Source organism: Faecalicatena orotica (assembly GCF_905197545.1).
GTDB classification, from domain to species: domain Bacteria; phylum Bacillota; class Clostridia; order Lachnospirales; family Lachnospiraceae; genus Faecalicatena_A; species Faecalicatena_A orotica.
The window spans coordinates 542,607-568,454 of record NZ_CAJJZH010000003.1 but is presented as its reverse complement, the minus strand read 5'-3'; the positions used below and the strand labels follow the sequence as shown (position 1 = coordinate 568,454).

The window sequence follows — 25,848 nt, the reverse complement described above, 5'->3', positions numbered from 1 at the left end:
CGTGCTTACCTCCTTTACTGCAGATTACGGTTGTCGATGACACGTACTGCTTTTCCTTCACTTCTCTGAATTGTCTTAGGCTCTACCAGTTTTACACGGGCAGATACCCCGAGTGCCTGTTTGAGAACTGCACCGATCTTGTTCTTCAGTGCATCCAGCTTTCTGATCTCATCAGAGAACATACTCTCGTCTACCTCTACCATGACTGTCAGTACATCCAGATTATCCTCACGGTCTACGATCATCAAATAATGAGGTGCTACCGCACCGCCCATGCCAAGGAGTGCTGTCTCAACCTGTGTCGGGAATACATTGACTCCGCGGATTACCTTCATATCGTCTGTACGTCCTGTAAACTTGGATATTCTTGGCGTTGTCCTGCCGCATGCACAGGTGCTGTGGTCGATACTTGTCAGATCCTTTGTGCGGTAACGGAGCAGAGGCATTGCCTCCTTTGCAAGTGTCGTAAATACGAGTTCTCCTGTCTCACCGTCAGCACACGCTTCATATGTAGAAGGATTCAGGACTTCTGGATAGAAGTAGTCCACGTTAATATGTAACCCCGCATGGTGGATGCAATCCTGCGCCACACCCGGGCCGGAAATCTCACACAAACCATAAATATCAAAGCAGTTGATATTCAGAATGCTCTCAATCTTCTTGCGCATCTCAACCGTCCACGGTTCTGCCCCGTGGATACCAGCTTTCAGTTTCAGGCGGTCAACGACGCCCGCCTCTTCAAGAGATTCCGCCAGATGCAGTGCATAAGATGGTGTACATGCAAATGCTGTAGAACCGAAATCTTCCATACACATCATCTGCCGCTTCGTATTTCCGGCGGACATCGGGATTGCCGTAGCACCAAGTGCCTTTGCGCCGTAATCCAGCCCCATGCCTCCTGTAAACAGCCCGTATCCATAGCATACATGAATGATATCCTCATCCGTCAGCCCTGCCATTGTCAGGCATCTGGCAACACATTCCCCCCAGACATCCACATCCTTCTGTGAATAGGACGCAAGTGTCAGCTTTCCCGTTGTACCGGATGTCCCCTGTACGCGCACCACATCCTTTTTCGGAATGGCAAGAAGCCCGAACGGATAATTATCTCTTAAATCTTCCTTTGTTGTAAACGGAAGTTTGCCGATGTCCTCAATGCCTTTGATGTCACCCGGCTCCACGCCAAGATCTTTCATTTTTTTGTGATAAAAATCTACATTATTGTATACTCTGTTCACTACATCAACCAGACGCCTGCTCTGCAGAGCTGCCATCTCGTCGCTGCTCATACATTCGATTTTGGGGTCCCTGATCCTCTCGACCCAGTTTTCTAATTTTACTGCCGCCATTTCACTAACTCCTTATCTGTTATACAGTCTATAAATCCGCTTCCTCTACCATCTTCACACCGGCTTCCTTCAATACCTTGGCTGCTTTGTCATAGTCATCGGTATTAAATACCATGACCGGTGCTTTTTCTTCACGGATTACAAAAGAATAAATATAATTGACGTTAATTTCTCCGTCAGCAAGGATGGATAACATCCGGTTGAGATTCCCCTTCTCATCCTTCAGCTCCACACCAATAACCTCATGTATCCTGACAACGAAGCCCTTTCCTGTCAGATACTCCTTCGCTTCTGCCGGTTTGTCCACTACCAGCCGCAGTATGCCGAACTCGGGGGTGTCGAAAGAGGCTACTGCACGAATGTTGATATGCGCTTCCGTCAATGCCGATGTCACCCGCATCAGGCTTCCCGGTCTGTTCTCCACAAACACTGATAACTGCTTAATCATCCTCTCACCTGCCTTTACCTTATAATGCGAACCCTACCTCGAATGCCTTCTTATTGATTTCAATCGTTTTTGGCGGTACAGTCTTTTCAATTACATCATACCACTGCTCTTTCGTGAAATCCATATGCTGTGCCGCAATTCCGAGGACAATCAGGTTAAATACTTTTGGATTGCCAAGTTTTTTGGATTCTTCTGTCGCATTTACCTTATAGACTTTATACTCTGCTTCCAGTTTCTCCATAATCTGATCCGGATATTCAGCCATTCCAATCACAACTGGCATTGGATCAATCCTCCAGTCATTCACAATCAGGACACCGTCTTTTTTCAGGAAGTGCGCGTAACGCAGAGCCTCGAGACGTTCAAATGCAATGATTACATCTGCCTGCCCTTCCTCTACAATCGGCTCTGCAACCTTTTCGCCATATCTTACGAACGTAACAACACTGCCGCCCCTCTGTGCCATGCCGTGCACCTCGGAAAGCTTTACATCATAGCCTGCCGCAAGAGGCAGTCCTCCTAAAATTCTGCTGGTAAGCAGGGTTCCCTGACCGCCTACCCCTACAATCATGATATTCTTTGTTGCCATAACTATTCACCCGCCTTTACCAGTTCTATCGCATCAAATTTACATAATGATTCGCACAGTCCGCATCCTGTACACATTGTATCATCAATATGAATGGTTCCGTCCGCATTCTTCGTCATCGCAGGGCAGCCCGGCTTCATACACATGCCGCACTTCTTACACTTATCCTCATGCGCGATATAAATTGGCTTCCTTGATTTATCCAGAAGTACACATGGGGACTTGGTAATGATCACGGATACTTCATCTCTGGCCACCTCTTCTTTAATCACCTTTTCCAGTTCTGCAATATCAAAAGCATTTATTTCCACGACATTCTTCACGCCCATTGCATGGCAGAGGGCCGGGATATTGATCGCATAGGTAGGATCTCCCTGCAGCGTTTTCCCTGTTGCCGCATGATCCTGATGTCCGGTCATTCCTGTTGTCGAGTTATCCAGAATCATAACTGTACCGGTTGCATTATTGTATACCATGTTCATCAGGGAGTTCACACCCGTATGTAAGAAGGTAGAATCGCCGATCACAGCTACCCAGTTTTTAATATACTCTTTTCCTTTCGCCTTTTCCATACCGTGCAGGGTGGAAATACTGGACCCCATGCACATAGTCGTATCTACAACGCTCAATGGCGCCACTGCCCCCAGTGTATAGCATCCGATGTCACCTGCCGCATGCATTTTCAGCTTGTTTAAGACGTAGTAAACACTACGGTGAGGACATCCCGGACATAAGATCGGCGGGCGCTGCGGTGCTTCTGCCGGTGCTTTGATCTCCAGATCCTGTTTCAGGATAGCCTTTCTTAACATATTGGCGCTGTACTCGCCCTGTACGGTGAAGATTTCTTTTCCGACAGCCTTGATCCCCCATGATTTTACCTGCTCCTCAATCACCGGATCCAGTTCCTCTACAACATACAGTGTATCCACTTTGGAAGCAAACTCTTCAATCATCTTTCTCGGAAGCGGATTTACCATGCCAAGTTTCAGCACAGATGCCTCCGGGAGTGCTTCTTTTACATATTCATAAGGAATACCGCTTGTAATGACTCCGATTCTTGTGTCGTTCATCTCCACTCTGTTGATTGGCAGTGTATTAGCCGCCTCTGCCAGTTCCAGATTACGCTTTTCTATCTCTACATGGCGCAGCTTTGCATTTCCGGGCATCATGACATTCTTGCGGATATTCTTTTCATAAACTTTGTCTTCAACTGCTTCTCTTTCGCAAAGTTCCACCATCCCCTGTGAATGGGATAGCCTTGTTGTCAGACGTACGATAAACGGTCTGTCAAACTGCTCGCTTAATTCAAAAGCTGCCTTCATAAATTCTTTCGCCTCTGCACTGTCTGACGGTTCAATGACCGGCACCTGTGAGGCTCTTGCCACCATTCTTGTGTCCTGCTCGTTCTGGGAGCTGTATAATCCCGGGTCGTCTGCAACAACAAAAACAAGACCTCCATTCACTCCCATGTAAGATACGGAATACAGTGGATCTGAAGCCACATTCAGCCCGACGTGCTTCATACAGGCCATAGAACGTACACCAGCAAGGCTGGCACCGACTGCAACTTCGGCAGCCACTTTCTCGTTCGGTGCCCATTCCTCATAGAGATCATCCCTGTACTGTACCAGGTATTCGCTGATTTCTGTACTCGGTGTTCCCGGATAAGCAGAAGAAACCTTTACACCCGCTTCATAAGCCCCTCTGGCAATGGCTTCATTTCCCAACATAATTACTTTTTCTGACATATTCTATAAACCATCCTTTCGTAAATCAGTCACTCTCTTTGCCTTGCCTTCAAAACGCTGGAGAGAGTTCGGTGCAACCAGCCTGATATGGGTTGCAAGTCCAAGCTGTGACTTCAGTGCAGACTTAATTCGCTGCTCCAGTTCGCTCAGCATAGCATAACTGTCCAGAAGCCTGTCATCAATCAGCTCTACAGTAATCGTCATGACATCCAGCCTGTTCTTTCTTTCTACCAGAATCTCATAATGAGGTCCGATTTCATCAATCTTGAATAAGACTTCCTCGATCTGTCCCGGGAATACATTGACCCCCCTGATTACGAGCATATCATCTGCACGCCCTGACAGGTTCGCCATACGCACCGTTGTCCTGCCGCATTTACATGGCTCATACATCAGTTTCGTCAGATCTCCCGTACGGTATCTGACTAATGGCAGGGCCTCCTTGCCCAGACAAGTGATTACCAGTTCCCCGATTTCTCCCGGAGGAAGTACCTCTTCCGTCTCCGGATCAATGATCTCAGGAATGAACCAGTCCTCATTCACATGCATACCGCACAGTTCCGTACATTCTCCGGATACTCCCGGCCCGCAGAGCTCGCTCATGCCGTAATTCTGCGTACAAACAAACTGGTCTCCCCAGACTTTATGCATCTCATCCCTCATCGGCTCGGTCATGCCTTCTCCGCCGAACAGCCCGATATGCAGCTTCAGATCTTTTGAAGGTTCAATCCCCCTGTCTCTGAGCACTTCCCCGAGATGGAGTGCATAAGACGGCGTTGCAACTAACAGTGTGACTCCCATATCCTGCAGGAACATGATCTGCTTATTCGTATTGCCGGATGACATTGGTATGACAGATGCTCCTACCTTCTCCAGCCCTCCGTGCAGTCCCAGCGCACCTGTAAACGTACCGTATCCAAATGATATCTGGGCCACATCTTCCGATGTAGCGCCTCCCATACAGGCGATCCTTGCCACATTATTCAGCCATACATCCAGATCGTGGGCCGTGTAGCCTACTACTGTAGGCTTTCCTGTTGTTCCTGAACTGGCATGATATCTGACAATTTCCTTCTTATCCACCGCAAACAGTCCGTCCGGGTAATGGTCCCTGAAATCTGCTTTATATGTAAACGGCATCTTTCTTAAATCATCCAAAGTCCGAATATCTTCCGGTCTTACTCCCGCCTCGTCCATCTTCCGGCGGTAAGGCTCTACACGTTCATAAATATATGATACCGTTTCCTTCAATCGTTCCTGCTGGATTTTCTCGATCTCAGCTCTCGGCAGAGTCTCTTCCTTTGCCCAAATCATTCCCTAAAACCTCCTTCGACATAAAACGTTCGTTAACAAACAGTATAACACAAGACTTTGTCGAGTTAAAGCATTAAATTCATTTTTGGAGAATGAATTTGTGACAGAGCGGTAAACGGACGCGAAGTGGAAGGGCAGGGGGTGGCTGTGGGGGTGTCCTGCTTTTCGAAATCCAGAGCGCTTGGTGAAGAAGTTCTAACCGTGCGAAAGGCTATTTTAAGATTGATCCGTGGGAAGATGCAAACCTTCAAAGAATGCATCAAAAGAAGAAATTCCATAAATTTGTTTAAGTGCTATCAAAACACTAATGCGTACACTATACTTACCTTGCTCTATCTTAGCAAGAATGTCCTCAGTTATAGAAATACCTAAGATTTCTAACTGTGCAGAAGCATCACGTTGAGTCAAATTCGCCTTTCTGCGTAAATTTTTAAGGTTTTGACCAATTGGAATATCCTGTTTTAAATTATTTGACATAAATACCTCCTGAATGAGAAATAAGTGCTGGATAAATATATCCATGTTGATTTTATTCTAATTTGCATGCTACAATTGGATAAATACATCCAGAGTCGCTTATTGGAAAATAAAGGAGGTCATGAATAATGGAATACAATAAGGATGAATTGATTAATAAGATAATAACAAATATGGTAGAACTGCCTATAGAATTACAAAGAGCTTTTATATGGGTAACTGAACATTTTGACTTTGTTGAAGCAATGTGTAGAGAAACTAATATGACAGAGGAAGAATTAAAAAGATGTGAAAAGGAAGCAAATAAAAAGGAGGACTATTTATCTTTAGTCCTTCTTCATGCTATACGATTTTATGAAAATATTAAAGATAGCAACAAAACAACAAATTAATAAAACAGAAGAATTGATGAGCAGAGTGGTAGAATAAGAGAGTAATAGCTTAAAGTCTGAAAGCTTTTGCATAAGCGTGACATTCCTAATCTGGTTACTTGGACTAACCGGAAATCTTTACCAGCCAAATTGGATGCACCAGCTGATAGGGATGGAAGCCGCAGGCCTTCCTGCCGGCTTCCATCCCTATCAGCGTCCCGCCTATTTACTGCTTGTTATAAATTTCCCTATCCAACTCTTTCTCTTTTGCGTTGATGATTACGTTTGTGGCTGCATCTCCTACGACATTCAGGGTGATGACGGCCATTCCCGGCGGGTAGTTCATGGCTAATACGAGGGCGTAGCCGATCATACACAGGTCAGAGTTGAAGCCTAACCCGTTCAGCACGGCGAAGACCATCGTTGTCCCGGCTACCGGGATTGCGGGTGTTCCCATCGCGGTGCAGATTGACAGGAATGCCGCAAGTACCAGATGGGACGGCCTGATGTCGATTCCTGCAGATGTGGCTATGAATGTGATTGCCATCATATGCATGACTGTGGTTCCGTTCATGTTGATTGTCATTCCAGTTGGGAGTACGAAGCTGCTTATCTCTTCACTGCATCCCAGTTCTTCGATACATGTTTTTTTGTTCAGTGGAAGCGTCGCTGCGGACGAGTTTGTCGCCGCCGCAAACAGGCCGACCTTGAGAACTTTCTTTATGAATATAAAAGGGTTTAGTCTGGTTGTCAGCCAGATTCCGACCGGGTATATAGTAAATACGAGCAGCAGTCCGATAAATATTGTTGCCAGTATGTAAGTCAGTGACGGCTGCAGATACTCTACTCCGTATGTTGCAAAGGTCCTCGTGATCATACAGAAGATCGCCACCGGGCTGATTTTATTGATCAGGAACTCCATATAAACTTTGATGATCTCATTCAGGCTTTCCAGTACTTTTTTTAACGGGTCTGCTTTTTCTCTTAACAGGTTCATGCACAGGCCGATAATCACTGCCACTACCACAACTGCCAGAATGCTGGTGTTCGTGGTAAACACCGAAAAAATATTGCTTGGAACGGCATTTACAACCGTTACAAGAGGATTGTATGAATCCATCGTTGCTACCGACGATGTATCCGCTGCCGGCAGTTCAACGGAAAACCAGCCCAGTGTCTTTATCAGGTAAGCAAAACTTCCTGCGCAAAAAGCTCCGACAGCGTAGAAAGAAACAAAGCACAGCAAAGTTTTGCCGGCTATTTTACCAAGCTTTTCCGGATTTGACATGCTGCATAATGCAAGGCTGAGTGATACTAATACAAGCGGCACAATCGCCAGCTGCAGTCCCTGCATAAACAGCTGCCCTATGATGTAAAAAATTCCTATTGATTTGAAACTGTCCTCTTTCGTAATATCCTGAAACAGAATCCTGTTTATTACCTGCCATATATGGTCCTGCCCATTGGCCGTCAGGGATTCACGGATCAGCAGGAAAACAATTCCCAGTGCCAGTCCCCCGAATAATGCGATAACCATTTTCTTCATAATGGTCATGGGCTTTTTCTTTTGGTTCTCTCCCATTCTATAACCTCCTGTATTGTGTAAACCAGAGTTATTTTCTAAAATAAAAATCCTGTGTCTGCATATCTTTTGATTTGCATTCACAGGATTCCATTCTTTGATCCAGCACATCGTATATAGCAATGTACTAATAAACCAATGTAATCTGATTATTTTCACAGAATTCGACCCACCTGTCATCCGGTTTCCTATCCGTTACCAGATAGTTAATCTCGGAAAAGTCCAGCAGATGGGCAAATGCCCTTTTATCAAATTTCGAGTGATCAACAAACAGCGCAACTTCCCTGGCCTGCCCTGACATGGTCTTCTTCACTTCGGCCTCGGTTTCCTTTGAATCCATAATGCCGTACTCCATGTCAATCCCCTTGCAGCTGATCAGAAGCAGGTCAACATGATACTTTTTCACGTTTTCTTTCGCCACTGACCCCTGAAGAGAAAGTGTACTCCGGTTAAATGCACCTCCGGTGGAAAGTAAATGTATATCTGTATTCGCCATTTCATTGAAGATCGCGGTTGATGTTGTGAGGAGCGTAATATCTCTGCTGTTAGGGATTAATTTAACCACCTCCATAACGGTCGTACTCGCATCCGCGGCAATTGTTACCTTATCCTTAAGCATAGGTGCAAATGCAATCGCCATTTTTTTCTTTTCTTCAATGTGAATCCCGGCTCTTTGATAAAAATGAATGCCCTCTCTTTGATTTTCAATATTCAGTACCGCACCGCCAAATGTACGGTTTAGAATGCCCTCATTTTCCAGCTTTTCAAGGTCACGCCTGATTGTCTCTTCTGTCACGCCAAAAATTGAGCTTAACTCTGATACGACTACTTTCTTTTCTGTTTGTATCATGTTTTTTATTAGTTCTAACCTGTCTTTTGCAGCCATCCTAACACTCCTTGTCAAAATCTGCATACCGGATTTTAATGCTGGTTTGGTATGTCAGAGTTTTATTTCTTTCTTTTATACTAACATGATTTCTTTTTGAGTTCAAAGTTTTTTCTTCTGTTTTCAACAAATCATATCTGTACAAAAAATCTGGAGTGTCTGGCCTTAGCCAAGCGCCTCTGCCATCTCACGCATAAGCTGGACATCCTTCGGGTCAAGTTCAAGCTCTGCAGACTTCACATTTTCCGCAATCTGGTCTACCGTTGTGGAACCACTCAGCAGATTCAGGAAATCACCCTGTGCGAGTATCCAGCCAAGGGAAAGATTCGCAATCGTACAATTATATTTCTCGCAGAGCGGTTTCCACTGTTCCATCATATCCATTGCCGCCTGCATATTGTCCGGCTGGAACCATTTTTTCGGTATCTGGGCGCCGACCGGTTTGTAGTCCCTTGGCATCGTGCCGGACAGAAGTCCCATCTCCAATGGGGAGTATGCCTGAATGGTCACACCGTTTTCGCGGCAGCATGGGATAATTTCATCTTCAATGCCGCGGTCCAGTATGGAATATTTTGCCTGGACAATATCCAGCTGGCCCCACTTCAGATATTCTTCAATATGGTGTATGTCCACATTAGCTGCTCCGATTGCCTTGATTTTCCCCTGTGCTTTTAAGTCGTTTAATACATCCATTGTCTTCTGGATCGGTACAAAATACTCTGTTCCTTCTATGGCCTGCCAGTGTGTCATATATACATCGATATAATCTATCCCAAGGCGTTCCAGTGATTCTTCAATTTCTTTTTTCACTGACGCACTGTTCAGATTCTTGTAAAGCTGGATGCCGTTTACCTTGTTAAAAAGGTCCCCTTTCATTTCCTGATCCCATATGACACCGCACTTTGTAATGATAACAACATCTTCCCGATTCATTCCTTCCAATGCTTTCCCGAGGATCTTTTCACTATTGCCAAAATTATAACCCGGTGCCGTGTCGATCAGATTTACCCCTAGCTTTGGTGCTTCCCTGATTGTATCAACGACAACCTGCATATCATGATCACCGCCCCATGCGGAGCCCCCGCCGATCGACCATGTCCCAAGGCCGATTCTTGAAATGTCCATACCTGTCCTGCCAAGCTTCATTGTTTTCATATCCGTTACTTCCTTTCCTGCTGTGAAGCGTTCTTCTTATTCGTTTATCTGCTGTTTATAGTCTTCACGGTATTTAGCCAGCATGTCATCTACCATCTGCTTATTCTTTACACCGCCTGTCGCACCGACATACTGGACCGAGACTGCTGCCGTACAGTTTGCATAAACTGCACATTCACGCAGTTCCTTCCCTTCCAAAAGAGCAGTGATAAAGCCTGATGCAAAATTATCACCTGCACCGATCGTATCAATCGCTGTAACTCCCTTACATGCGGGCACGATCATGGAGCCTTCTGCATTTCGGATGTAACATCCTCGTTTTCCGATCTTCATGATGACATTTTTAACGCCGCAGTTATATATCACATCAGCAACCCTGTCTTCTTCTGTCTCGCCTGTCAGCTCACATGCCTCCTCGAAATTCGGGAAGAAATAATCGATATACCCAAGTGCCTCTCTGATATCTTCAAGCTTCTCATCCAGTTTCGGGGAAACCATGTCTGCGCAGATGATCATTCCTTCTTCTTTTGCCTTCGAGAAGACAGAGACAAGCGCCTTGTTGTCAAATAAAGGATTATTAAAAATACTCGCAAACGACAGTATTCTGGCATCTTTTAGTGCAGACATGTCCAAATCCTCATAGCAGAACTTCCACAGGCTTCCCTGCCTGTTCGTAATAAAGGTCCGTTCTCCGTCTGCTGCCACAAGGCCTACATTAATAGAAGTTACCTTCTCCGGGTCCTGTTTGATATATGTAGTATCTATATTGTTGGATTTACAATGATCGATGACAAACCATCCTGGTACATCTACACCGATACAGCTCATTAAGCCGACCCTGTGGCCGAGCCTTGTAATAATCGTTGATTCATTAAGTGCATCTCCGCCGATCGTCATCGTAATGCCGTCCACCGGATAAGAGACCACATCAAACACTTCTTTACTTACCGGTCTCAGCGGCAGATCAACGATCGCCGCCCCTATGATTATGACATCCAATTTCTTATCCACTTTATTCATCAGCCCTTCCATCATCACCGAACAGTTTGATTTTATACATTGCACGCTCTTTGACCGCTTTTCTTACCTCACGCTGTACAGATAAGTACGGCTCATCTTTATGGGCGTTCGTTGCTTCCATCGCAGCCTGGCAAAGCTCCGTGTGAATGTTGATCTTTGCGATTCCAAGCGAGATTGCCTTCTTGATATCCTCATCTCCGATTCCTGAAGCGCCGTGCAGTACAAGCGGCACATCAACTTCACTGGCAACTTTCTCAAGCACATCAAAAGCCAGTTCCGGCTCTGAAGAGTATACGCCGTGGACATTACCTATGGCAACAGCCAGAGAATCGCATCCCGTTCTCTCGACGAATTCCTTTGCTTTTGTCGGATCTGTATACTGGTAATCTGACAATGCCTCCTCATATACGGTCTCATTTCCCACATGGCCAAGTTCTGCCTCAACAGGGATGTTATATGCATGGAAATAATCGACACACCTCTTGATCTCCGCAACGTTTTCTTCATATGGAAGTGCAGAAGCGTCACGCATAACGGAATTCATGCAGTGGTTAACCGCATTCTGCAGGATAGTCATGTTGCGGCCGTGGTCCCAGTGCTCGATTACCGGTACTGTTGCATTCTTAGCCATAGAATCCATCATGTAGCAGAAGTCCTCGAAAGATGTGTTTCCTGTAAATCCTGTACCAAAAGAGATGATGATCGGAGCACGCAGTTCTTCTGCCGCATCGATTACCCCCATCAGCATTTCTGCATTCCACACGTTAAAATGCGGAATCGCATAGTGGCCTTCTCTCGCTTTATTTTCCCAATATCTGATATCTGATAACATAGTTTTCTCCTTCTCACGGTTTCATAGAATCAATTAATCTGCTACTTTTACAACACCTTTGACCATATCATTCTTCTTGACCGGATCAATAGCTTCTGTGAATGCTCTCTGTACATCCTTGTAATCATAAATATTTGTAACCATATCTTTCACATTGAACTTTCCTGTGGCAATCGCTTCGATTGTCTGTGGGAAGTTGTTGCAGTACCTGAATGCTGTCTGGATGGTAACTTCACGGTTGATCTTGAGGAAATCAATCGGAACAGGGGCGGACTGTGTACCTACCATCATGATCTTGCCGCCGCGTGCCACAAGCTGCACTGCCTGCTGTGCTGTAAATGCTGAGCCTGCCGCTTCAAACACAAGCTCCACACCATGATCGCCATAAAGCTCTTTTGATCGCAGTACGGCAACGGTATCCTCAGCTTTTCCGTTAATAACCCTCTTTGCACCAAGTTTTTTTGCTAAATCCAGCCGTTTCTCAATCACATCTACAACTGTGATATCAGTCGCGCCAAGGCTTAAGCACGCCTGCAGGACCATAAGCCCGATTGTCCCGCCCCCGAGGATGACAATGCTTTTTCCTACCTGTGCCCCGCCTAACATGGCCGCATGCATGCCGACTGCTGCCGGTTCTACCAGTGCGCCTTCCAAAGTGGTCATTCCCTCTGGAATATGGTAGGTCCATTCTTCGGGATGTGTCATGTACTGCGTCAGTGCCCCCTTATAATTAGGCTGTGTAGCCATAAAGTCTACTCCCGGGCAGATATTATAACGGCCGCCGCGGCAATATTCACAGGTGTCATCCGGCACGCCTGGTTCGATCAAAACCTTGTCACCGACCTTGAATCTTGTGACTGCGGCGCCAACGCCCACAACTTCACCTGCCACTTCATGGCCCAGCCCGATCTTCTGGTTTGGATCTTTGGGTGGAATAAATGGTCCGAATTCGAATCCGTGGATATCTGATCCGCACATCCCCACATATTCAACTTTCATCAGGATTTCATGGTCCTTTGGCCGTGGAATGGGACACTCCTGAATCTCAAACTGCTTCGGTGTTACCAATATCGCTTCTGAATTATTCATGATATAACCTCCTGTTATGTAACCCGGCGCCTGACTTCACCAGACACCGGGAATTTACCGGTTTAGTCGATGTTTCCAATATCCTCTACAGATTCTCCCCTGGTTTCAATTCCCAGGAACAGAATGCTTACTGCTATAATAATTGCCACAACGGAGATCAGTATAAATACTCCGTTCGCCCCTGCACTGTTTGCCACGTATGTTACAAGGAATGGGAAAAAGATATTGCTGACACGTCCCATTGCGTTACTGAATCCGGAACCGGATAGTTTTGCTGATGTCGGCCACATTTCCGGCACATAGACTGCAGATGCATAGCAGACATACATATAAATCGCTGTATTGAGCAGAAATGTCCAGAGAATCAGTCCTCCCATAGAACTCTGTCTTCCTGTGATAATCCCGAAGACTGCCATGATTGCCAGAAGAACCACACCCATCGCCTTACGCGGGATTTTATCCATAATCAGTGATGCAATAAAGATTCCGAAAGGCGCCCCGAACAGTCCGAACATTGTCATGAACTGGGACTGGGATGTATCAAACCCTAATGATGAGAGCATGGAAGGCATCCAGTTCATCAAGGTATACTGGATCGTATTCATACCGATTAATACGAGGGAGCCTACAATGGTTCTTCTCAAAAGTTTGCCTTTAAATAATGCTGAATATGGGAGCTGCTTCACCTGTTTTGGTTCTTCTGTTACTTCTGGCAGTGGTTTTCCTGTAGCCGCCTCGATTTCTTTTTCGATCTTTGTCATAAGCTCATCTGCTTCGTCAACTCTTCCCTGTGCTTCCAGCCATCTTGGTGATTCCGGGAACTTCTTTGCTACCAGAATACTTGCAATGATGGACAATACGGACGGAATCATAAACTGGATTCTCCAGTTCATGGCGTAGCTGACGCCGGTTGAAACAACCAGAAGTGCGATACCATTACAGATTGGATGTGCCCAGTTGCCGATGAAAGAGGTACGGCTTGACCATGTCCCCCTGTTTCTGCCTGGAACATACTCTGTAAATCCTGCAAAAAGAACGACTAAAAGTGCCCCGAGTCCGAGTCCCTGTATCAGTCTGAATACATAAAGTACATAGATATTCGGTGAAACCGCACCGCCGATCATGGCAATGATATGTATTACTTCATATAAAAGAATACTTTTCTTACGGCCGATTTTATCGCCGATCGGTCCCCCGATCAAAGCTCCGAACAGCTGCCCTGCGGTATACGTGGTACTCCACATAGCCAGCAGTTTAGATCCCGGCTCCAGCCAGTGGATCTCATTGAGCAGAATGTTCTGCACCGCACCGCCGATACCATTAGACCAGCAGACTAAAAGCGCGAAGGCCGTAACAAGCCACATTTTGATGTGCCATGAAGAGTTTGGCAGGCGGTCAAGCCTTGCGCCAATGTTTACATTTCGTTTTTTATCCATTTTCACACCCTCCTGATATCTCCTTCGATACCATTTCTCATTTTTGTTGTCTTATATCTTCTTCTCTACTTTGATCTCCGCTTCCATAATCTCCCATGCTTTCCGGATATCTTTACTCTTGTTCCATAATGCCGGAGGCCCTAACACAACAACGTCCGCGCCTGCATCATATAGTAACTGGTATACGTCCCAGTTCATAGACCCGTCTGCTTCAATCAGGAACTTCAGTCCCATCTCCTCACGCCACTTAACAAGGGTGCGGATCTTATCATACATTTGTACAATCACCTTCTGGCCCGCATATCCGGCATCCACGATCATAATTGTCACCTTACTAAGAAGCGGCAGATAATAACGGATGGCTTCCAGCGGAGCCGCCGGATTCAAAGCGATTCCGGCTTTGCACCCCAGGGACCTGATCTTGTTGATTGTCACAAATGCGTCGCTTTCGATACAGTCTGTGTGAGGTGTAATGTAGGCTGCCCCTGCCTCTGCACAAGCCTCAATATAATCCTGCGGGTGCTTTACCATAAGGTGTGCATCCATCGGCGTCTTCACATGCGGTTTCAAATATGCCATAAAGTCCGGTCCGATTCCAAATGTCTTAACATAATTCCCGTCTTTGATATCCATATGTAAAAAGTCAGCCCTTGAATCGATGAACTTTACCTGCTCCTCCATACGGAACAGGTCACAGCACCCCATCGATGGCGCAACTAAAAGTCTATCTCTCATCGTGTCCTCCATTAGTCAAAATCATATGTCATGATTACCTTGATTGCTTCTTTAGATACCATTGCATCGAATCCTTTTTCCCATTCGGAAAGTCCGATGCGGTGTGTGATCATCGGCTGAACCTTGATCTCACCTTTCTGAAGCAGGCGGATTGCATTTCTCCATGATGTGGAGTCATAAGCCATATGTCCGATGATGCTCTTGTTCCATGATGTAATATCGTTGATGGAAAATTCCAGAGGCTTGAATCCCATTCCGACGCGGACGATCTCTGCATTAGGCCTTGTCATTTCAAGTGCCTGTTTCAATGCAATGTTTGCTCCTGAGCACTCGATTACCAGTCCGAGATTGTCTCTTCCGCAGATCTCCTGGCATCTTGCAACAACATCTTCCGTTGACCCGTTCACACAATGGGTTGCCCCTAGTTCTTCTGCTACTTTAAAGCGTACTTTTGTATCATCCTGAAGACCAACCATTACGATGTTAACCGCCCCCATGATACGTGCCATCTGTACGGAGAATAAACCAAGCGGGCCTGTTCCAAATACGACTACATCCTGTCCCGGAAGCAGATGGGCCTGCTGCGCGATTGCTTTATAGGCATTACAGATTGGATCAAGGACAGCAGCTTCTTCGTATTTAATCCCCTCCGGGATTTCCCAGATTGCATGTTTATGGATTCTCAGGATCTCTCCCGGTATCTTGCAGTACTTCGTGAATCCGCCGCCCCAGCGGTTATTGTCCAGACCAAGGTTTACCTTTTCTTCACAGCAGAGGAAATCTCCCTGTTCACATGCCGGGCAGACGCCGCATACATGCCCGCTGTTGTCTGATACGATTCTTTGTCCGACCTTCCAGTCAGTAACCTTTTCACCAACCTTGACAATCTCTCCTGCAAATTCATGACCACGTACTGAGTTGAACTCATCTGACCCGTTGTCAACTTTATAGTGCTTCATGTCTGCCCCGCAGATTGCAGCGGCCTTCACTTCGATAATAATATCTTCCGGTCCGCATTCCGGCTCTGGAACATCAATCATTCTGTAACCGCCAAATTCTTTTCCATATCTTGCTAATGCTTTCATTCTAATGCCTCCATACTTTCATAGGTTTTTGGTTTATAGGTTTTACATTTCGGCCGAAATGTTAAGTGATTTGTTCACTTGTTTTATGAGTACATATTACATCAATATTTTTTGTAAGTCAAACATTTTATGTTGTTTTTACAGATTTTTATTACTGTTTCACAAATATAAAGTCTTCTTTTTGTCTATATTCACCATTAATATTTCTGTTTTACAGATTTTATCTTGTTTTTACACTTTTATTGCTTTGTTTTCCAAGAAATCAAAAGACGCAGGATAAATTGCATCCTGCGTCTTCTGATTTCTTCTTTATTATATTTTTCGAACATTTAAAATCTGCCGCTTATATCTCTGTAACATAACAGCGGGCGTATTTCCCCTATTTGGTTAAATAAGCGGGTACTTAGCTGTAAGTTCGGCCACCATTGATTTTGCTTTTTCAACATTCGCTTCGTCAGCGATTACCATTGCAACGATCTCGGCAATCTTATCCATGTCTTCTTCTTTCATTCCGCGGGTTGTTACAGCGGGTGTACCAAGTCTGACGCCACTTGTTACAAAAGGAGATCTTGGATCATTCGGGATCGTGTTCTTGTTACAGGTTACATGCGCCTCGTCCAGACGTTTTTCCAGTTCTTTTCCACTGACATTGTTCTCTGTCAAATCCACGAGCATCAGATGGTTATCTGTTCCGCCTGAAACAATCTTGATTCCGCGGCTCTGAAGTCCTTTACACAATGCCTGGGCATTTTTCACGATCTGCTCCTGATATGTCTTGAATTCCGGCTGGAGTGCTTCTTTGAAACAGATCGCTTTTGCCGCGATCACGTGCATCAGAGGGCCTCCCTGCGTTCCCGGGAATACTGCCTTATTGAAGTTAAACTTCTCGTTCATCTCGTTGCTGGAGAGGATCATTCCGCCCCGCGGTCCTCTTAAAGTCTTGTGTGTAGTCGTTGTCGTAACATGGGCATAAGGGATTGGACTCGGATGTACGCCTGCTGCCACCAGCCCGGCGATATGTGCCATATCTACCATCAGATATGCGCCGACCTCATCCGCGATCTCACGGAATCTCTTGAAATCAATGGTTCTTGCATAGGCGCTCGCTCCTGCGATGATCAGCTTTGGCTTGTGTTCCTTTGCGACTTCGAGCACTTTGTCATAATCTATCACGCCTTCATCATTTACGCCATAAGCTGCAAAATCAAAGTATTTTCCTGAGATGTTGACCGGTGAACCGTGGGTCAGGTGTCCGCCGTGATCCAGATTCATGCCAAGGATCTTGTCTCCCGGCTCCACCATTGCAAACATCGCTGCAAGATTCGCCTGGGCCCCGGAGTGCGGCTGTACGTTTGCATACTCACAATCGAAAAGCTTTTCCGCCCTCTCTCTTGCAAGGTTCTCAACCACGTCAACGCACTGGCATCCGCCGTAGTATCTTCTTCCCGGATAACCCTCTGCATATTTATTCGTCATCGGGCTTCCCATAGCTGCCATGACAGCTTTGCTGACCCAGTTCTCAGAAGCAATCAGCTCGATGTGTGAATTCTGTCTTTCCATCTCTGCCTGTATTGCATTTGCAACTTCAACATCTTCATTCTTGATTTCCTCGAAATCGTACATAGTCCTTTCCCTCCATGAATCAATTAGCATTTTCCCGGCAGTATAAGCCGCCGGATAAGTCATTGGGGACATTATAGCACAGAGACCGGCAGAAATCCATATGTAATTAAAGGAGGCGGGATTTTCATATTGATATTTTTCGATTTAAGAAATATAATAAGGAAAAGAAATAAGCCTGAACGACTGCAAAAATACATTTCTGAACGGAGGTTTCATATTATGACACAAAAAAAATTATATGTCCTTACAGGTTTTTTGGGGGCCGGAAAAACTTCACTTCTGCTGCACTTACTAAATAATATCTCTAATGAAAAAATCGGCATTATTCAAAATGAGTTTGGGAAGCTGGGAATCGATGGTGAGATTATTCATCGCAATGGAATTGAAATGACCGAAATAAACAGAGGTTCCATTTTTTGCTCCTGTCTTAAGCTCTCTTTTGTACAGGCTCTGGCGGAAATGGGGAAGCTTGATTTAGATACTGTGTTTGTTGAAAGTTCGGGACTTGCCGATCCTTCAAATATCGAAGAAATTCTTGAAGCCACACGTTTGCTTGCAGGTGATGTCTATCGCTTTCAAGGAGTTGTATGTCTTATCGACAGTGTTAATTTTCTTGGCCAGATGGATGATATTGAAACAGTTGACCGGCAGCTGGCTCACTGTAATATGGCAGTAATTAACAAGGTTGACTTAGTTGACGCAACACAGCTGGAAAAAGTAATAACTGCTGTTCGTAAAGTGAACTCTATTTGCAGGATAACCACCTGTAAGAATGGAATGATCGACTTGTCACTATTAGAAGAAGATTTAACTTCTCTCCAGTGGGCTTCGTGTGAAGATTCTTTAAATTCAGAAGAAAACAAACCAAAAACCATTTCTTTAGAATGTAATGAAACGATTAATCAAGAGGTTTTTACAACATTTTTGCAACGCGTTTTGCCCGACTGTTATCGGATCAAGGGCTTTTTTAAACTAGACAGCGGCTGGAATCAGGTTGACGTCGTCGAAAAACTCATTGACTATAAGACTTGTTCTCCGCATGAGTTCTCACAGATTGTCTTCCTGTCTAAAATAGGTCCAAAAGTAATTAGAAGTATCGATAATGCCTGGAAAGAGATTGTCTCTCTCCCAATGAAGCTAAAGAATTGAGGTCGTAATTATGGAAATTAAAGTAATCGGAACAGGATGCGAAAAATGCAACAGACTATATCAAAATGTTCAGCAGGCAGTTAATGAACTTGGAATAACAGCTAATATCGAAAAAGTAGAAGAGTTAATGGACATCGTCAGGTTAGGTGTGATGTTAACTCCGGCATTGATGGTAGACGGGAAGATTGTTATCACCGGACGGGTTCCTGATGTCAAAAGCCTTTTAAGCATACTTAGCGGAAACACTGACAAATGAGAACTTTTATATTGCTATCTTGAAAGGGGGGTTCGCATTGACAGAAAACGAAAAAAGGGCAAGGGTATTTAAGGCCTTCTGTGACGCAAACCGGCTTACTATTTTAGGACTGCTTCAAAATGGCGAGAAGTGTGCCTGCAAATTGTTGGAGGAATTGAATATAGGCCAGTCCACTCTATCACACCACATGAAGATATTATGCGATTCCGGAATTGTAACAGGCCGCAGAGAGGGAAAGTGGACACATTACTCGATAAGCCCGGACGGGGTCGAATACGCAAAAACACTGTTAAACCAAATTAAGATATAAAGCTTTTCGTACGGAGGTATTTGAATGAAGAGATGGAGTATGAGTATACTGAAGATTCTTGTAGTAATTTTTTTAGTTGGTACGGCTATTATGCTGGGAATTAATTTTTATGTTGTGAGGTCTGCAAAGGACAGGCTGGTTACGAAGGGACATACGGATTCCACGATTCATGCCGACTGTATTTTAGTTCTAGGAGCGGGTATCCGTGCTGACGGTTCGCCCACGCCTATGCTCAAAGACCGTCTTGATACCGCAATTGAAGTCTATAAATCAGGAGCGGCCCCCAAGCTTTTAATGAGCGGGGACCACAGCCGCGAAGACTACGATGAAGTACAGACCATGAAGGACTACGCCATTGACAAAGGAGTTCCCTCGGAAGACATCTTCATGGACCACGCCGGCTTCTCGACTTACGAGAGCCTTTACCGCGCCCGTGACATCTTTCAGGCCCAAAACATCGTAATCGTCACCCAGAAGTACCACCTTTACAGGGCGCTCTACACAGCCGAAGCACTCAGCCTCCAGGCCCTGGGAGTCCCCGCCGACACAAAAACCTACGGCGGCCAGACCTACCGTGACCTCCGCGAAATCCTCGCCCGCAACAAAGACTTCCTAACCTCCATCTACAAACCCAAACCAACCTACCTGGGCGACACTATCCCCGTAAACGGAAACGGCAACATAACAAATGATTAAAAACAGACGGATTATACGGTAAATGCGTTCGGTGCCCTATAATCCGCCTGTTTTTCTCTTACGGCTGCTTAGCGAAGCGCCCTGTATCCGCAGCAGCATGTACCGTCCAACGGCCGCCGCGGTGTTCAGTACGCGAAGCGCCCCCATCTACCCGAAATCAAACAGCGATAATTGATTGCTCTGCGGCAGGTCCCCGAATAATCCGAGGTCAGCCATGAGGTCGATGACTGTTTTACTTACTTTTGTCCTCTGCCGGAAGTCATCCAGTGACAGGTATGGTCCGTCCTTTGCTGCGTCTTCCACGGCCTCGGCCGCTTTATCTCCCATCCCTTCTATACTGGACAGCGGCGGCATCAGCTTGCCATCCACAATCTGGAACTTCGTTGCCTTCGCCTTGTAAATATCCAGAGGAGTAAATTCATACCCTCTTGCATACATTTCCTGCACGATCTTCATATCCTTGAGAACATCCTGTTCCTTATTGGTTAGGGAATCGATCCTCTTTTTATAATCCTTCATGTAATAATTCAGCTTTTCTTTCCCCTGACACATGATTTCATAAGAAAACGCATTTGCGCGGATGCCGAAATACGCCCCGTAATATGCAAGCGGGTAGTTGATCTTACAGTAGGCAATCCGGTATGCCATCATGACATATGCGGCAGCATGTGCCTTCGGGAACATGTAGCTGATCTTCTTACAGGACCATGCATACCAGTCATGGACGTTTTTCTCCGCCATTGCCTCTTCCCATTCCGGCTTCAGGCCCTTTCCTTTACGCACACTTTCCATAATTGTAAAGGAAAGCGCACTGTCCACGCCCTGGTTGATCAAATAGATCATAATATCATCACGGGTACAGATACAGGTTGAAATCGTCGCCTTTCCGGACTTTACAAGTTCCTGTGCATTGCCGAGCCATACATTCGTCCCGTGGGACAGACCGGAAATCCGGATCAGGTCGGAAAGGGACTGTGGTTTTGCATCCTGAACCATCTGGATTACGAAGTCCGTACCGAACTCCGGTATTCCAAGACAGCCAAGCTTACAGTCATCAATATCCTCCGGCTTTATCCCGAGCGCACTCGTATCGTGGAACAGAGAAAGCACCTTCTTATCATCCAGTGGAATATTCGTTGCAACAAATGGGTGTTCCTCATTGTATTCATTATCCATTGCATCGGATGTAATATACTCCTCCAGCGTCTTAATCATGGTCGGATCATCATGGCCGAGAATATCGAGCTTCAGCAGGTTATGGTCAATAGAATGGTAGTCAAAGTGTGTCGTAATAATGTCCGTTGTCATATCATTGGCCGGGTGCTGGACCGGTGTAAACTCATTGATGTCATGACCATGAGGCAGTACGACGATACCGCCGGGATGCTGTCCCGTACTTCGCCGGATTCCAGTGCACCCGACTGAAATCCTCTCAATCTCGCACCGGCGTTTCCTCATCTCGCGCTCTTCGTAGTAGTTCTTGACATAACCATAGGCTGTCTTATCGGCCAGTGTTCCGATCGTTCCTGCCTTGAAGGTATGCCCCTCCCCAAAGATAACCTCTGTATACTTATGAGCCTTCGACTGATAGTCTCCCGAGAAATTCAGGTCAATATCAGGCTCCTTATCTCCCTTGAATCCAAGGAATGTTTCGAAAGGAATATCAAAACCATCCTTATGCAGCTTTTCCCCGCAGTTCGGACAGTTTTTATCCGGCATGTCGAAGCCGCAGCCTCCCGCATAGGCCCTTACTTCTTCTGATTCAAAATCGCTGTAATGGCAGTTAGAACAGTAATAGTGCGGACTCAGCGGATTTACTTCCGTGATTCCTGACATTGTTGCTACGAATGAAGACCCTACTGATCCACGGGAACCTACCAGATATCCGTCGGCATTAGACTTCCATACCAATTTCTGCGCAATGATATACATAACGGAATATCCATTGGATATGATGGAGTTCAGCTCTTTCTCCAAACGGGACGATACCTGTACCGGCAGGTCCTCCCCGTAAATCTCATGTGCCTTGTTATAGCAGATATCCCTCAGGTCCTGTTCTGAGTTCGGAATGACAGGAGGGCATTTGCTCGGATTGACCGGAGATATCTTTTCAATCATATCGCAGATCTTATTCGGGTTGTCGATGACGATTTCTCTTGCCTTGGCCGACCCCAGATATTCAAACTCACTCAGCATTTCTTCCGTCGTTCTCAGGTAGAGCGGTGCCTGGTTATCTGCATCGCTGAAGCCTTTGCCCGCCATGATGATACGGCGGTACACTTCATCCGCCGGGTCCAGGAAATGTACGTCACAGGTTCCTACTACCGGCTTTTTAAATTTCTCACCCAGTTCTACGATCTCCCTGTTGATCTCCTGTAGGTCCACGATAGTTTCAATGTCCGGATATTTCTCGCTCTCCACCATGAACTGGTTGTTTCCAAGGGGCTGGATTTCATAGTAATCATAGAAATCAGCCAGCCTTGCAATCGACTCGGAAGACTTTTTATTCAAAATCGCCTGATACAGCTCTCCCGCCTCACAGGCACTCCCGATAATCAGGCCTTCTCTGTGCTGGTTTAAGACACTCTTCGGAATTCTGGGGCGTCTCGCATAATAAACAAGATGCGAATCTGATATCAGTTTATATAGATTATAACGTCCGATATCATTTTCAATCAGTATGATGATATGATAGGTCGGCATCTTGCGGATCGCATTTGGATTCATGTCTCCGAACTGGTTCATTTCCTTTAAGGTGGTGATATTCTGTTCCTTAAGCATCTCCACGAATTTCACGAAAATCTCCGCCGTTGCCGCTGCATCATCCACGGCCCTGTGGTGGTTCTCCAGTGATATTCCCAGAGCCTTCGCTACCACATTCAGTTTATACTTGGACAGTGTCGGCAAAAGCACACGCGCCAGAGCCACTGTATCCACATATGTAAAATCAAACTCGATATCCTGATACCGGCAGTTTTGTTCGATAAAACCGACATCAAATCCGGCATTGTGGGCAACGAGCACGCCGCCTTTTGCAAACGCGAGAAATTCCGGCAGGATTGTTTCAATATCCGGGCTGCCAATGACCATCTCATCTGTAATACTTGTCAGCTGTGTGATTTCAAAAGGGATCGGTCTCTTTGGATTGACAAATGTGCTGAAACGGTCCACGATCTCACCGCCGGTCACTTTCACTGCACCGATCTCGATAATCTTGTCTTTGATGGCGCTAAACCCGGTCGTCTCAATATCAAACACGATATACGTGTCATCCAGTCTTTCGTCTCCCGCTCCCACGGCAATCTCCGTCAGGTCATCCACAACATACCCTTCCACGCCGTAGATCACTTTAAATGGATCATCTTTGGGCAGTGTCTCGATAAAATGATTCGCATCTGGGAAAGACTGTACAATTCCGTGGTCGGTAATCGCAATGGCCGGGTGCCCCCAGTCATGCGCCCTTTTTACAATATCCTTAACCTCAGAAACGCCGTCCATGTCGCTCATCTTTGTATGGCAGTGCAGTTCCACTCTTTTCTGCGGGCTTAAGTCCTGTCTGGAAACAGTAAAGTCACCGCTCTTCTTGATCCCTGTCACAGAACCGATTGTCAGCTCCCCGTCAAACTTATCGATCGTGGTGACTCCCTTGATCTTGACAAAAACCCCCTTCTTCAGATCTCCGAGCAGATCCGGCAGCTGGTCATTCCTCGTAAACATCTTGACCATAATCGTATCGGTAAAATCTGTGACTGCAAACATGAGAATCGTCTTTTCATTTCTGATCTCACGGGTATCAAAGTTGATAATCTTGCCGTGGATCGTGATCTCACCCATCTCTGTCACTACCTGATCCAGGGTAATCGGCTCGTCATCAAAATTCTTACCGTAAATCAGGCTCGGGTCATCCCCCTGCTTCAGCGGCCTGTAGAAGTCTTTCTTCTTGAAATCCTTCTTGAAATCCCCCTTCTTCTCATTGGAGCTGTCCTGCTTCTTCTCCTGCTTCTCTTTGGATTTCCCGTCATCTGCAGGCTCCTCGCCTTTTTGCTTCGCACGCCGTTCAAAGATAGCATTGATCTCCTGCTGGATCCGCTGTTCGTCATACTTACGGGTGTCATCTCCCTTTTCTGCCTTGCAGTATGTAACCCGGATATCTGCTTTTATATGGAACCGGTTGTCATAAATATCGTGGAGCAGGTCAACGATATAGTCCTTCCTGCCTTCTGAGACGATCGTATCCAGCATTTCCAGATACATGATCTCCCGGCCTTCAAAACTCATCTTTGCCTGCTCAAACATATTCGAAGCGAGTACACTCTGCTGCTTTAATTCCTGTACAATACTGTCCCTGTACTCTATCATCAGCGTTTTCACCGTATACTGTTCTGACAAGGAATACTTCTCTGCAATTCCAATTTTGATTTTAGTATCTCCAAAGAGCTGTTCCTTGATCTTCTGCTCCATCTGCCAGATGTGTTTCTTCTGGATCAGATGGCGGCTGAAAATGTGGACGCGAAGAAAATCACGCTTCGAATTCGTCGTAATCTTCTCTACCTCCACATCTTCAAACAGCAGCTGGATGTCCTCTTCCACCTTCAGTGTAGGGAACACTACAAAGAAACTCTTTGCATTTCCTATCTTTTCCAATTTAACAACTCCTGTCGTAATGTTTCCAAAAGTTCTTCTTCCTTCACTTTTTTGACGATCTCACCCTTTTTAATCAGGAGACCTTCTCCCTGACCGCCGGCAATCCCAATATCTGCTTCCTTTGCTTCTCCGGGCCCGTTCACGACACAGCCCATAACCGCAACTTTGATATCCAGCGGGATATCTGCAACCATCGTTTCTACCTGATTGGCAAGCCCGATCAGATCAATCTTTGTTCTGCCGCAGGTCGGACAGGATACGACTTCAATGCCGCCCTTTCTCAGCCCCAGAGTCTTCAGAATCAGCTTCGCTGTCTTGACCTCCTCCAGAGGATCCCCGGTAAGGGATACACGGATCGTATTGCCGATGCCTTCATACAGTATAATTCCCAGTCCTGCCGAAGACTTTACATTTCCCGAATATACGGTTCCCGCCTCTGTAATACCGACATGCAGAGGATACGGACATTCTTTTGCAATCAGTTCATGTGCCTTGACACACATCATGACATCGGAAGACTTGATGCTCACAACCAGATTGTCATACCCCATATCCTCAATCATTCTGACCTTATCCAGGGCACTTTCTACAATCCCTTCTGCCGTAACACCGCCATACTTTTCAAGCAGCGGTTTTTCCAGAGAACCGCTGTTAACGCCGACACGGATCGGGATATTACGTTCTTTTGCCTTATCAACCACTGCCCGTAAGCGCTCTTCACTCCCGATATTCCCCGGATTAATACGGATCTTGTCCGCACCGTTTTCAATGGCTGCAATAGCCAGCCTGTAATCAAAATGTATATCTGCGACCAGAGGGATGTGGATCTGCTTTTTGATCTCCTTTAACGCCTCTGCGGCCTCCATCGTAGGAACTGCACAACGGATAATCTCACATCCGGCTGCCTCCAGTTTTAAGATCTGTGCCACTGTTGAAGCCGCGTCCTCTGTCTTCGTATTCGTCATGGACTGAATCGCGACTGGATGTATGCCTCCGATTATGACATCACCAATTCTGACTTCTTTTGTCTTCTTTCTTAATTCCTCCATACGCC

Annotated in this window: 23 protein-coding genes; 5 read left to right on the top strand and 18 right to left on the bottom strand. The window is 45.9% G+C overall.

Going from position 1 to position 25,848, the window contains the following annotated elements:
* Positions 1-14 precede the first annotated feature (14 nt).
* The 6 genes from ABIN22_RS09385 to ABIN22_RS09360 form a co-directional block, all read right to left on the bottom strand.
* Positions 15-1,349, bottom strand: a complete 1,335-nt coding sequence (locus tag ABIN22_RS09385) for a phenylacetate--CoA ligase family protein (RefSeq protein WP_109733173.1) — start codon at positions 1,347-1,349, stop codon at positions 15-17.
* A gap of 28 nt (positions 1,350-1,377) precedes the next feature.
* The gene (locus ABIN22_RS09380) at positions 1,378-1,797 is read right to left on the bottom strand and encodes an ACT domain-containing protein (RefSeq protein WP_118620310.1); all 420 of its coding nucleotides are present in this window, start codon (positions 1,795-1,797) and stop codon (positions 1,378-1,380) included.
* A 19-nt stretch (positions 1,798-1,816) separates the two neighbouring features.
* Positions 1,817-2,386, bottom strand: a complete 570-nt coding sequence (locus ABIN22_RS09375) for an indolepyruvate oxidoreductase subunit beta (protein WP_109733171.1) — start codon at positions 2,384-2,386, stop codon at positions 1,817-1,819.
* 2 nt (positions 2,387-2,388) lie between these two features.
* A complete protein-coding gene (gene iorA, locus ABIN22_RS09370; RefSeq protein ID WP_109733170.1) occupies positions 2,389-4,134 on the bottom strand; it encodes an indolepyruvate ferredoxin oxidoreductase subunit alpha in 1,746 nt (581 codons plus the stop codon).
* Between the two features lie 3 nt (positions 4,135-4,137).
* The gene (locus ABIN22_RS09365; protein ID WP_346908135.1) at positions 4,138-5,448 is read right to left on the bottom strand and encodes a phenylacetate--CoA ligase family protein; all 1,311 of its coding nucleotides are present in this window, start codon (positions 5,446-5,448) and stop codon (positions 4,138-4,140) included.
* 216 nt (positions 5,449-5,664) lie between these two features.
* The gene (locus ABIN22_RS09360; protein ID WP_346908133.1) at positions 5,665-5,925 is read right to left on the bottom strand and encodes a helix-turn-helix domain-containing protein; all 261 of its coding nucleotides are present in this window, start codon (positions 5,923-5,925) and stop codon (positions 5,665-5,667) included.
* Positions 5,926-6,053: 128 nt separating this feature from the next.
* Between ABIN22_RS09360 and ABIN22_RS09355 the strand changes: the two genes are divergently transcribed.
* Complete coding sequence (locus ABIN22_RS09355; RefSeq protein WP_346908131.1) at positions 6,054-6,317, top strand: hypothetical protein; 264 nt, start codon at positions 6,054-6,056, stop codon at positions 6,315-6,317.
* A gap of 205 nt (positions 6,318-6,522) precedes the next feature.
* Here the strand turns inward: ABIN22_RS09355 and ABIN22_RS09350 are convergent, their stop codons facing one another.
* The 10 genes from ABIN22_RS09350 to glyA form a co-directional block, all read right to left on the bottom strand.
* On the bottom strand, positions 6,523-7,878 hold the full coding sequence (locus tag ABIN22_RS09350; protein WP_242996218.1) for a dicarboxylate/amino acid:cation symporter: 1,356 nt from the start codon (positions 7,876-7,878) through the stop codon (positions 6,523-6,525).
* Between the two features lie 127 nt (positions 7,879-8,005).
* Positions 8,006-8,764 carry a DeoR/GlpR family DNA-binding transcription regulator gene (locus ABIN22_RS09345; RefSeq protein WP_109733168.1) on the bottom strand — a complete coding sequence of 253 codons (759 nt, stop codon included), beginning with the start codon at positions 8,762-8,764 and terminating at the stop codon, positions 8,006-8,008.
* A gap of 165 nt (positions 8,765-8,929) precedes the next feature.
* Positions 8,930-9,919 (bottom strand): NADH-dependent methylglyoxal reductase, encoded by a 990-nt coding sequence (gene ydjG, locus ABIN22_RS09340; RefSeq protein WP_346908129.1) that lies wholly within the window; start codon positions 9,917-9,919, stop codon positions 8,930-8,932.
* 36 nt (positions 9,920-9,955) lie between these two features.
* Positions 9,956-10,939: a carbohydrate kinase family protein gene (locus ABIN22_RS09335; RefSeq protein WP_109733167.1), complete on the bottom strand. Its 984-nt coding sequence runs from the start codon at positions 10,937-10,939 to the stop codon at positions 9,956-9,958.
* Complete coding sequence (locus ABIN22_RS09330) at positions 10,932-11,771, bottom strand: class II fructose-bisphosphate aldolase (protein ID WP_118620307.1); 840 nt, start codon at positions 11,769-11,771, stop codon at positions 10,932-10,934. Before ABIN22_RS09330 ends, ABIN22_RS09335 begins: the two co-directional genes overlap by 8 nt.
* Before the next feature lie 33 nt (positions 11,772-11,804).
* A complete protein-coding gene (locus tag ABIN22_RS09325) occupies positions 11,805-12,860 on the bottom strand; it encodes an NAD(P)-dependent alcohol dehydrogenase (protein ID WP_346908126.1) in 1,056 nt (351 codons plus the stop codon).
* Positions 12,861-12,922: 62 nt separating this feature from the next.
* Positions 12,923-14,296, bottom strand: coding sequence for an MFS transporter (locus ABIN22_RS09320; protein WP_109733164.1), 1,374 nt, complete (start codon positions 14,294-14,296; stop codon positions 12,923-12,925).
* Between the two features lie 51 nt (positions 14,297-14,347).
* Positions 14,348-15,031, bottom strand: a complete 684-nt coding sequence (locus tag ABIN22_RS09315; RefSeq protein ID WP_346908124.1) for a beta/alpha barrel domain-containing protein — start codon at positions 15,029-15,031, stop codon at positions 14,348-14,350.
* 11 nt (positions 15,032-15,042) lie between these two features.
* Positions 15,043-16,116, bottom strand: coding sequence for a zinc-binding dehydrogenase (locus ABIN22_RS09310; RefSeq protein WP_109733162.1), 1,074 nt, complete (start codon positions 16,114-16,116; stop codon positions 15,043-15,045).
* A 387-nt stretch (positions 16,117-16,503) separates the two neighbouring features.
* Positions 16,504-17,739 carry a serine hydroxymethyltransferase gene (gene glyA / locus ABIN22_RS09305; RefSeq protein WP_109733161.1) on the bottom strand — a complete coding sequence of 412 codons (1,236 nt, stop codon included), beginning with the start codon at positions 17,737-17,739 and terminating at the stop codon, positions 16,504-16,506.
* Between the two features lie 219 nt (positions 17,740-17,958).
* Here glyA and ABIN22_RS09300 point away from each other — a divergent pair, with 219 nt between their 5' ends.
* From ABIN22_RS09300 to ABIN22_RS09285, 4 genes are read left to right on the top strand one after another with little or no spacing between them, the layout of a single operon-like run.
* Entirely contained in the window at positions 17,959-18,888 is a 930-nt protein-coding gene (locus tag ABIN22_RS09300) for a CobW family GTP-binding protein (RefSeq protein WP_346908121.1), read from the top strand.
* Between the two features lie 10 nt (positions 18,889-18,898).
* Positions 18,899-19,144: a thioredoxin family protein gene (locus tag ABIN22_RS09295; protein WP_109733159.1), complete on the top strand. Its 246-nt coding sequence runs from the start codon at positions 18,899-18,901 to the stop codon at positions 19,142-19,144.
* 37 nt (positions 19,145-19,181) lie between these two features.
* Positions 19,182-19,454: an ArsR/SmtB family transcription factor gene (locus ABIN22_RS09290; protein ID WP_109733158.1), complete on the top strand. Its 273-nt coding sequence runs from the start codon at positions 19,182-19,184 to the stop codon at positions 19,452-19,454.
* Positions 19,455-19,478: 24 nt separating this feature from the next.
* Positions 19,479-20,150, top strand: a complete 672-nt coding sequence (locus ABIN22_RS09285; RefSeq protein WP_109733157.1) for a SanA/YdcF family protein — start codon at positions 19,479-19,481, stop codon at positions 20,148-20,150.
* A gap of 147 nt (positions 20,151-20,297) precedes the next feature.
* Here the strand turns inward: ABIN22_RS09285 and ABIN22_RS09280 are convergent, their stop codons facing one another.
* Positions 20,298-24,794 carry a PolC-type DNA polymerase III gene (locus tag ABIN22_RS09280; protein WP_346908118.1) on the bottom strand — a complete coding sequence of 1,499 codons (4,497 nt, stop codon included), beginning with the start codon at positions 24,792-24,794 and terminating at the stop codon, positions 20,298-20,300.
* The gene (gene ispG, locus ABIN22_RS09275) at positions 24,782-25,843 is read right to left on the bottom strand and encodes a flavodoxin-dependent (E)-4-hydroxy-3-methylbut-2-enyl-diphosphate synthase (protein ID WP_109733155.1); all 1,062 of its coding nucleotides are present in this window, start codon (positions 25,841-25,843) and stop codon (positions 24,782-24,784) included. Before ispG ends, ABIN22_RS09280 begins: the two co-directional genes overlap by 13 nt.
* Positions 25,844-25,848: the final 5 nt, after the last annotated feature.

What these genes read in the sequence shown, in the direction of transcription:
- ABIN22_RS09310 (WP_109733162.1), bottom strand. Translation starts at nt 16,116, where the DNA reads ATGAAAGCATTAGCAAGATATGGAAAAGAATTTGGCGGTTACAGAATG.
- ABIN22_RS09325 (WP_346908126.1), bottom strand. Translation starts at nt 12,860, where the DNA reads ATGAATAATTCAGAAGCGATATTGGTAACACCGAAGCAGTTTGAGATT.
- ABIN22_RS09375 (WP_109733171.1), bottom strand. Translation starts at nt 2,386, where the DNA reads ATGGCAACAAAGAATATCATGATTGTAGGGGTAGGCGGTCAGGGAACC.
- ydjG (WP_346908129.1), bottom strand. Translation starts at nt 9,919, where the DNA reads ATGAAAACAATGAAGCTTGGCAGGACAGGTATGGACATTTCAAGAATC.
- ABIN22_RS09320 (WP_109733164.1), bottom strand. Translation starts at nt 14,296, where the DNA reads ATGGATAAAAAACGAAATGTAAACATTGGCGCAAGGCTTGACCGCCTG.
- ABIN22_RS09295 (WP_109733159.1), top strand. Translation starts at nt 18,899, where the DNA reads ATGGAAATTAAAGTAATCGGAACAGGATGCGAAAAATGCAACAGACTA.
- ABIN22_RS09360 (WP_346908133.1), bottom strand. Translation starts at nt 5,925, where the DNA reads ATGTCAAATAATTTAAAACAGGATATTCCAATTGGTCAAAACCTTAAA.
- ispG (WP_109733155.1), bottom strand. Translation starts at nt 25,843, where the DNA reads ATGGAGGAATTAAGAAAGAAGACAAAAGAAGTCAGAATTGGTGATGTC.
- ABIN22_RS09315 (WP_346908124.1), bottom strand. Translation starts at nt 15,031, where the DNA reads ATGAGAGATAGACTTTTAGTTGCGCCATCGATGGGGTGCTGTGACCTG.
- ABIN22_RS09355 (WP_346908131.1), top strand. Translation starts at nt 6,054, where the DNA reads ATGGAATACAATAAGGATGAATTGATTAATAAGATAATAACAAATATG.
- ABIN22_RS09385 (WP_109733173.1), bottom strand. Translation starts at nt 1,349, where the DNA reads ATGGCGGCAGTAAAATTAGAAAACTGGGTCGAGAGGATCAGGGACCCC.
- ABIN22_RS09345 (WP_109733168.1), bottom strand. Translation starts at nt 8,764, where the DNA reads ATGGCTGCAAAAGACAGGTTAGAACTAATAAAAAACATGATACAAACA.
- ABIN22_RS09380 (WP_118620310.1), bottom strand. Translation starts at nt 1,797, where the DNA reads ATGATTAAGCAGTTATCAGTGTTTGTGGAGAACAGACCGGGAAGCCTG.
- ABIN22_RS09285 (WP_109733157.1), top strand. Translation starts at nt 19,479, where the DNA reads ATGAAGAGATGGAGTATGAGTATACTGAAGATTCTTGTAGTAATTTTT.
- ABIN22_RS09300 (WP_346908121.1), top strand. Translation starts at nt 17,959, where the DNA reads ATGACACAAAAAAAATTATATGTCCTTACAGGTTTTTTGGGGGCCGGA.
- glyA (WP_109733161.1), bottom strand. Translation starts at nt 17,739, where the DNA reads ATGTACGATTTCGAGGAAATCAAGAATGAAGATGTTGAAGTTGCAAAT.
- ABIN22_RS09350 (WP_242996218.1), bottom strand. Translation starts at nt 7,878, where the DNA reads ATGGGAGAGAACCAAAAGAAAAAGCCCATGACCATTATGAAGAAAATG.
- ABIN22_RS09335 (WP_109733167.1), bottom strand. Translation starts at nt 10,939, where the DNA reads ATGAATAAAGTGGATAAGAAATTGGATGTCATAATCATAGGGGCGGCG.
- ABIN22_RS09330 (WP_118620307.1), bottom strand. Translation starts at nt 11,771, where the DNA reads ATGTTATCAGATATCAGATATTGGGAAAATAAAGCGAGAGAAGGCCAC.
- iorA (WP_109733170.1), bottom strand. Translation starts at nt 4,134, where the DNA reads ATGTCAGAAAAAGTAATTATGTTGGGAAATGAAGCCATTGCCAGAGGG.
- ABIN22_RS09365 (WP_346908135.1), bottom strand. Translation starts at nt 5,448, where the DNA reads ATGATTTGGGCAAAGGAAGAGACTCTGCCGAGAGCTGAGATCGAGAAA.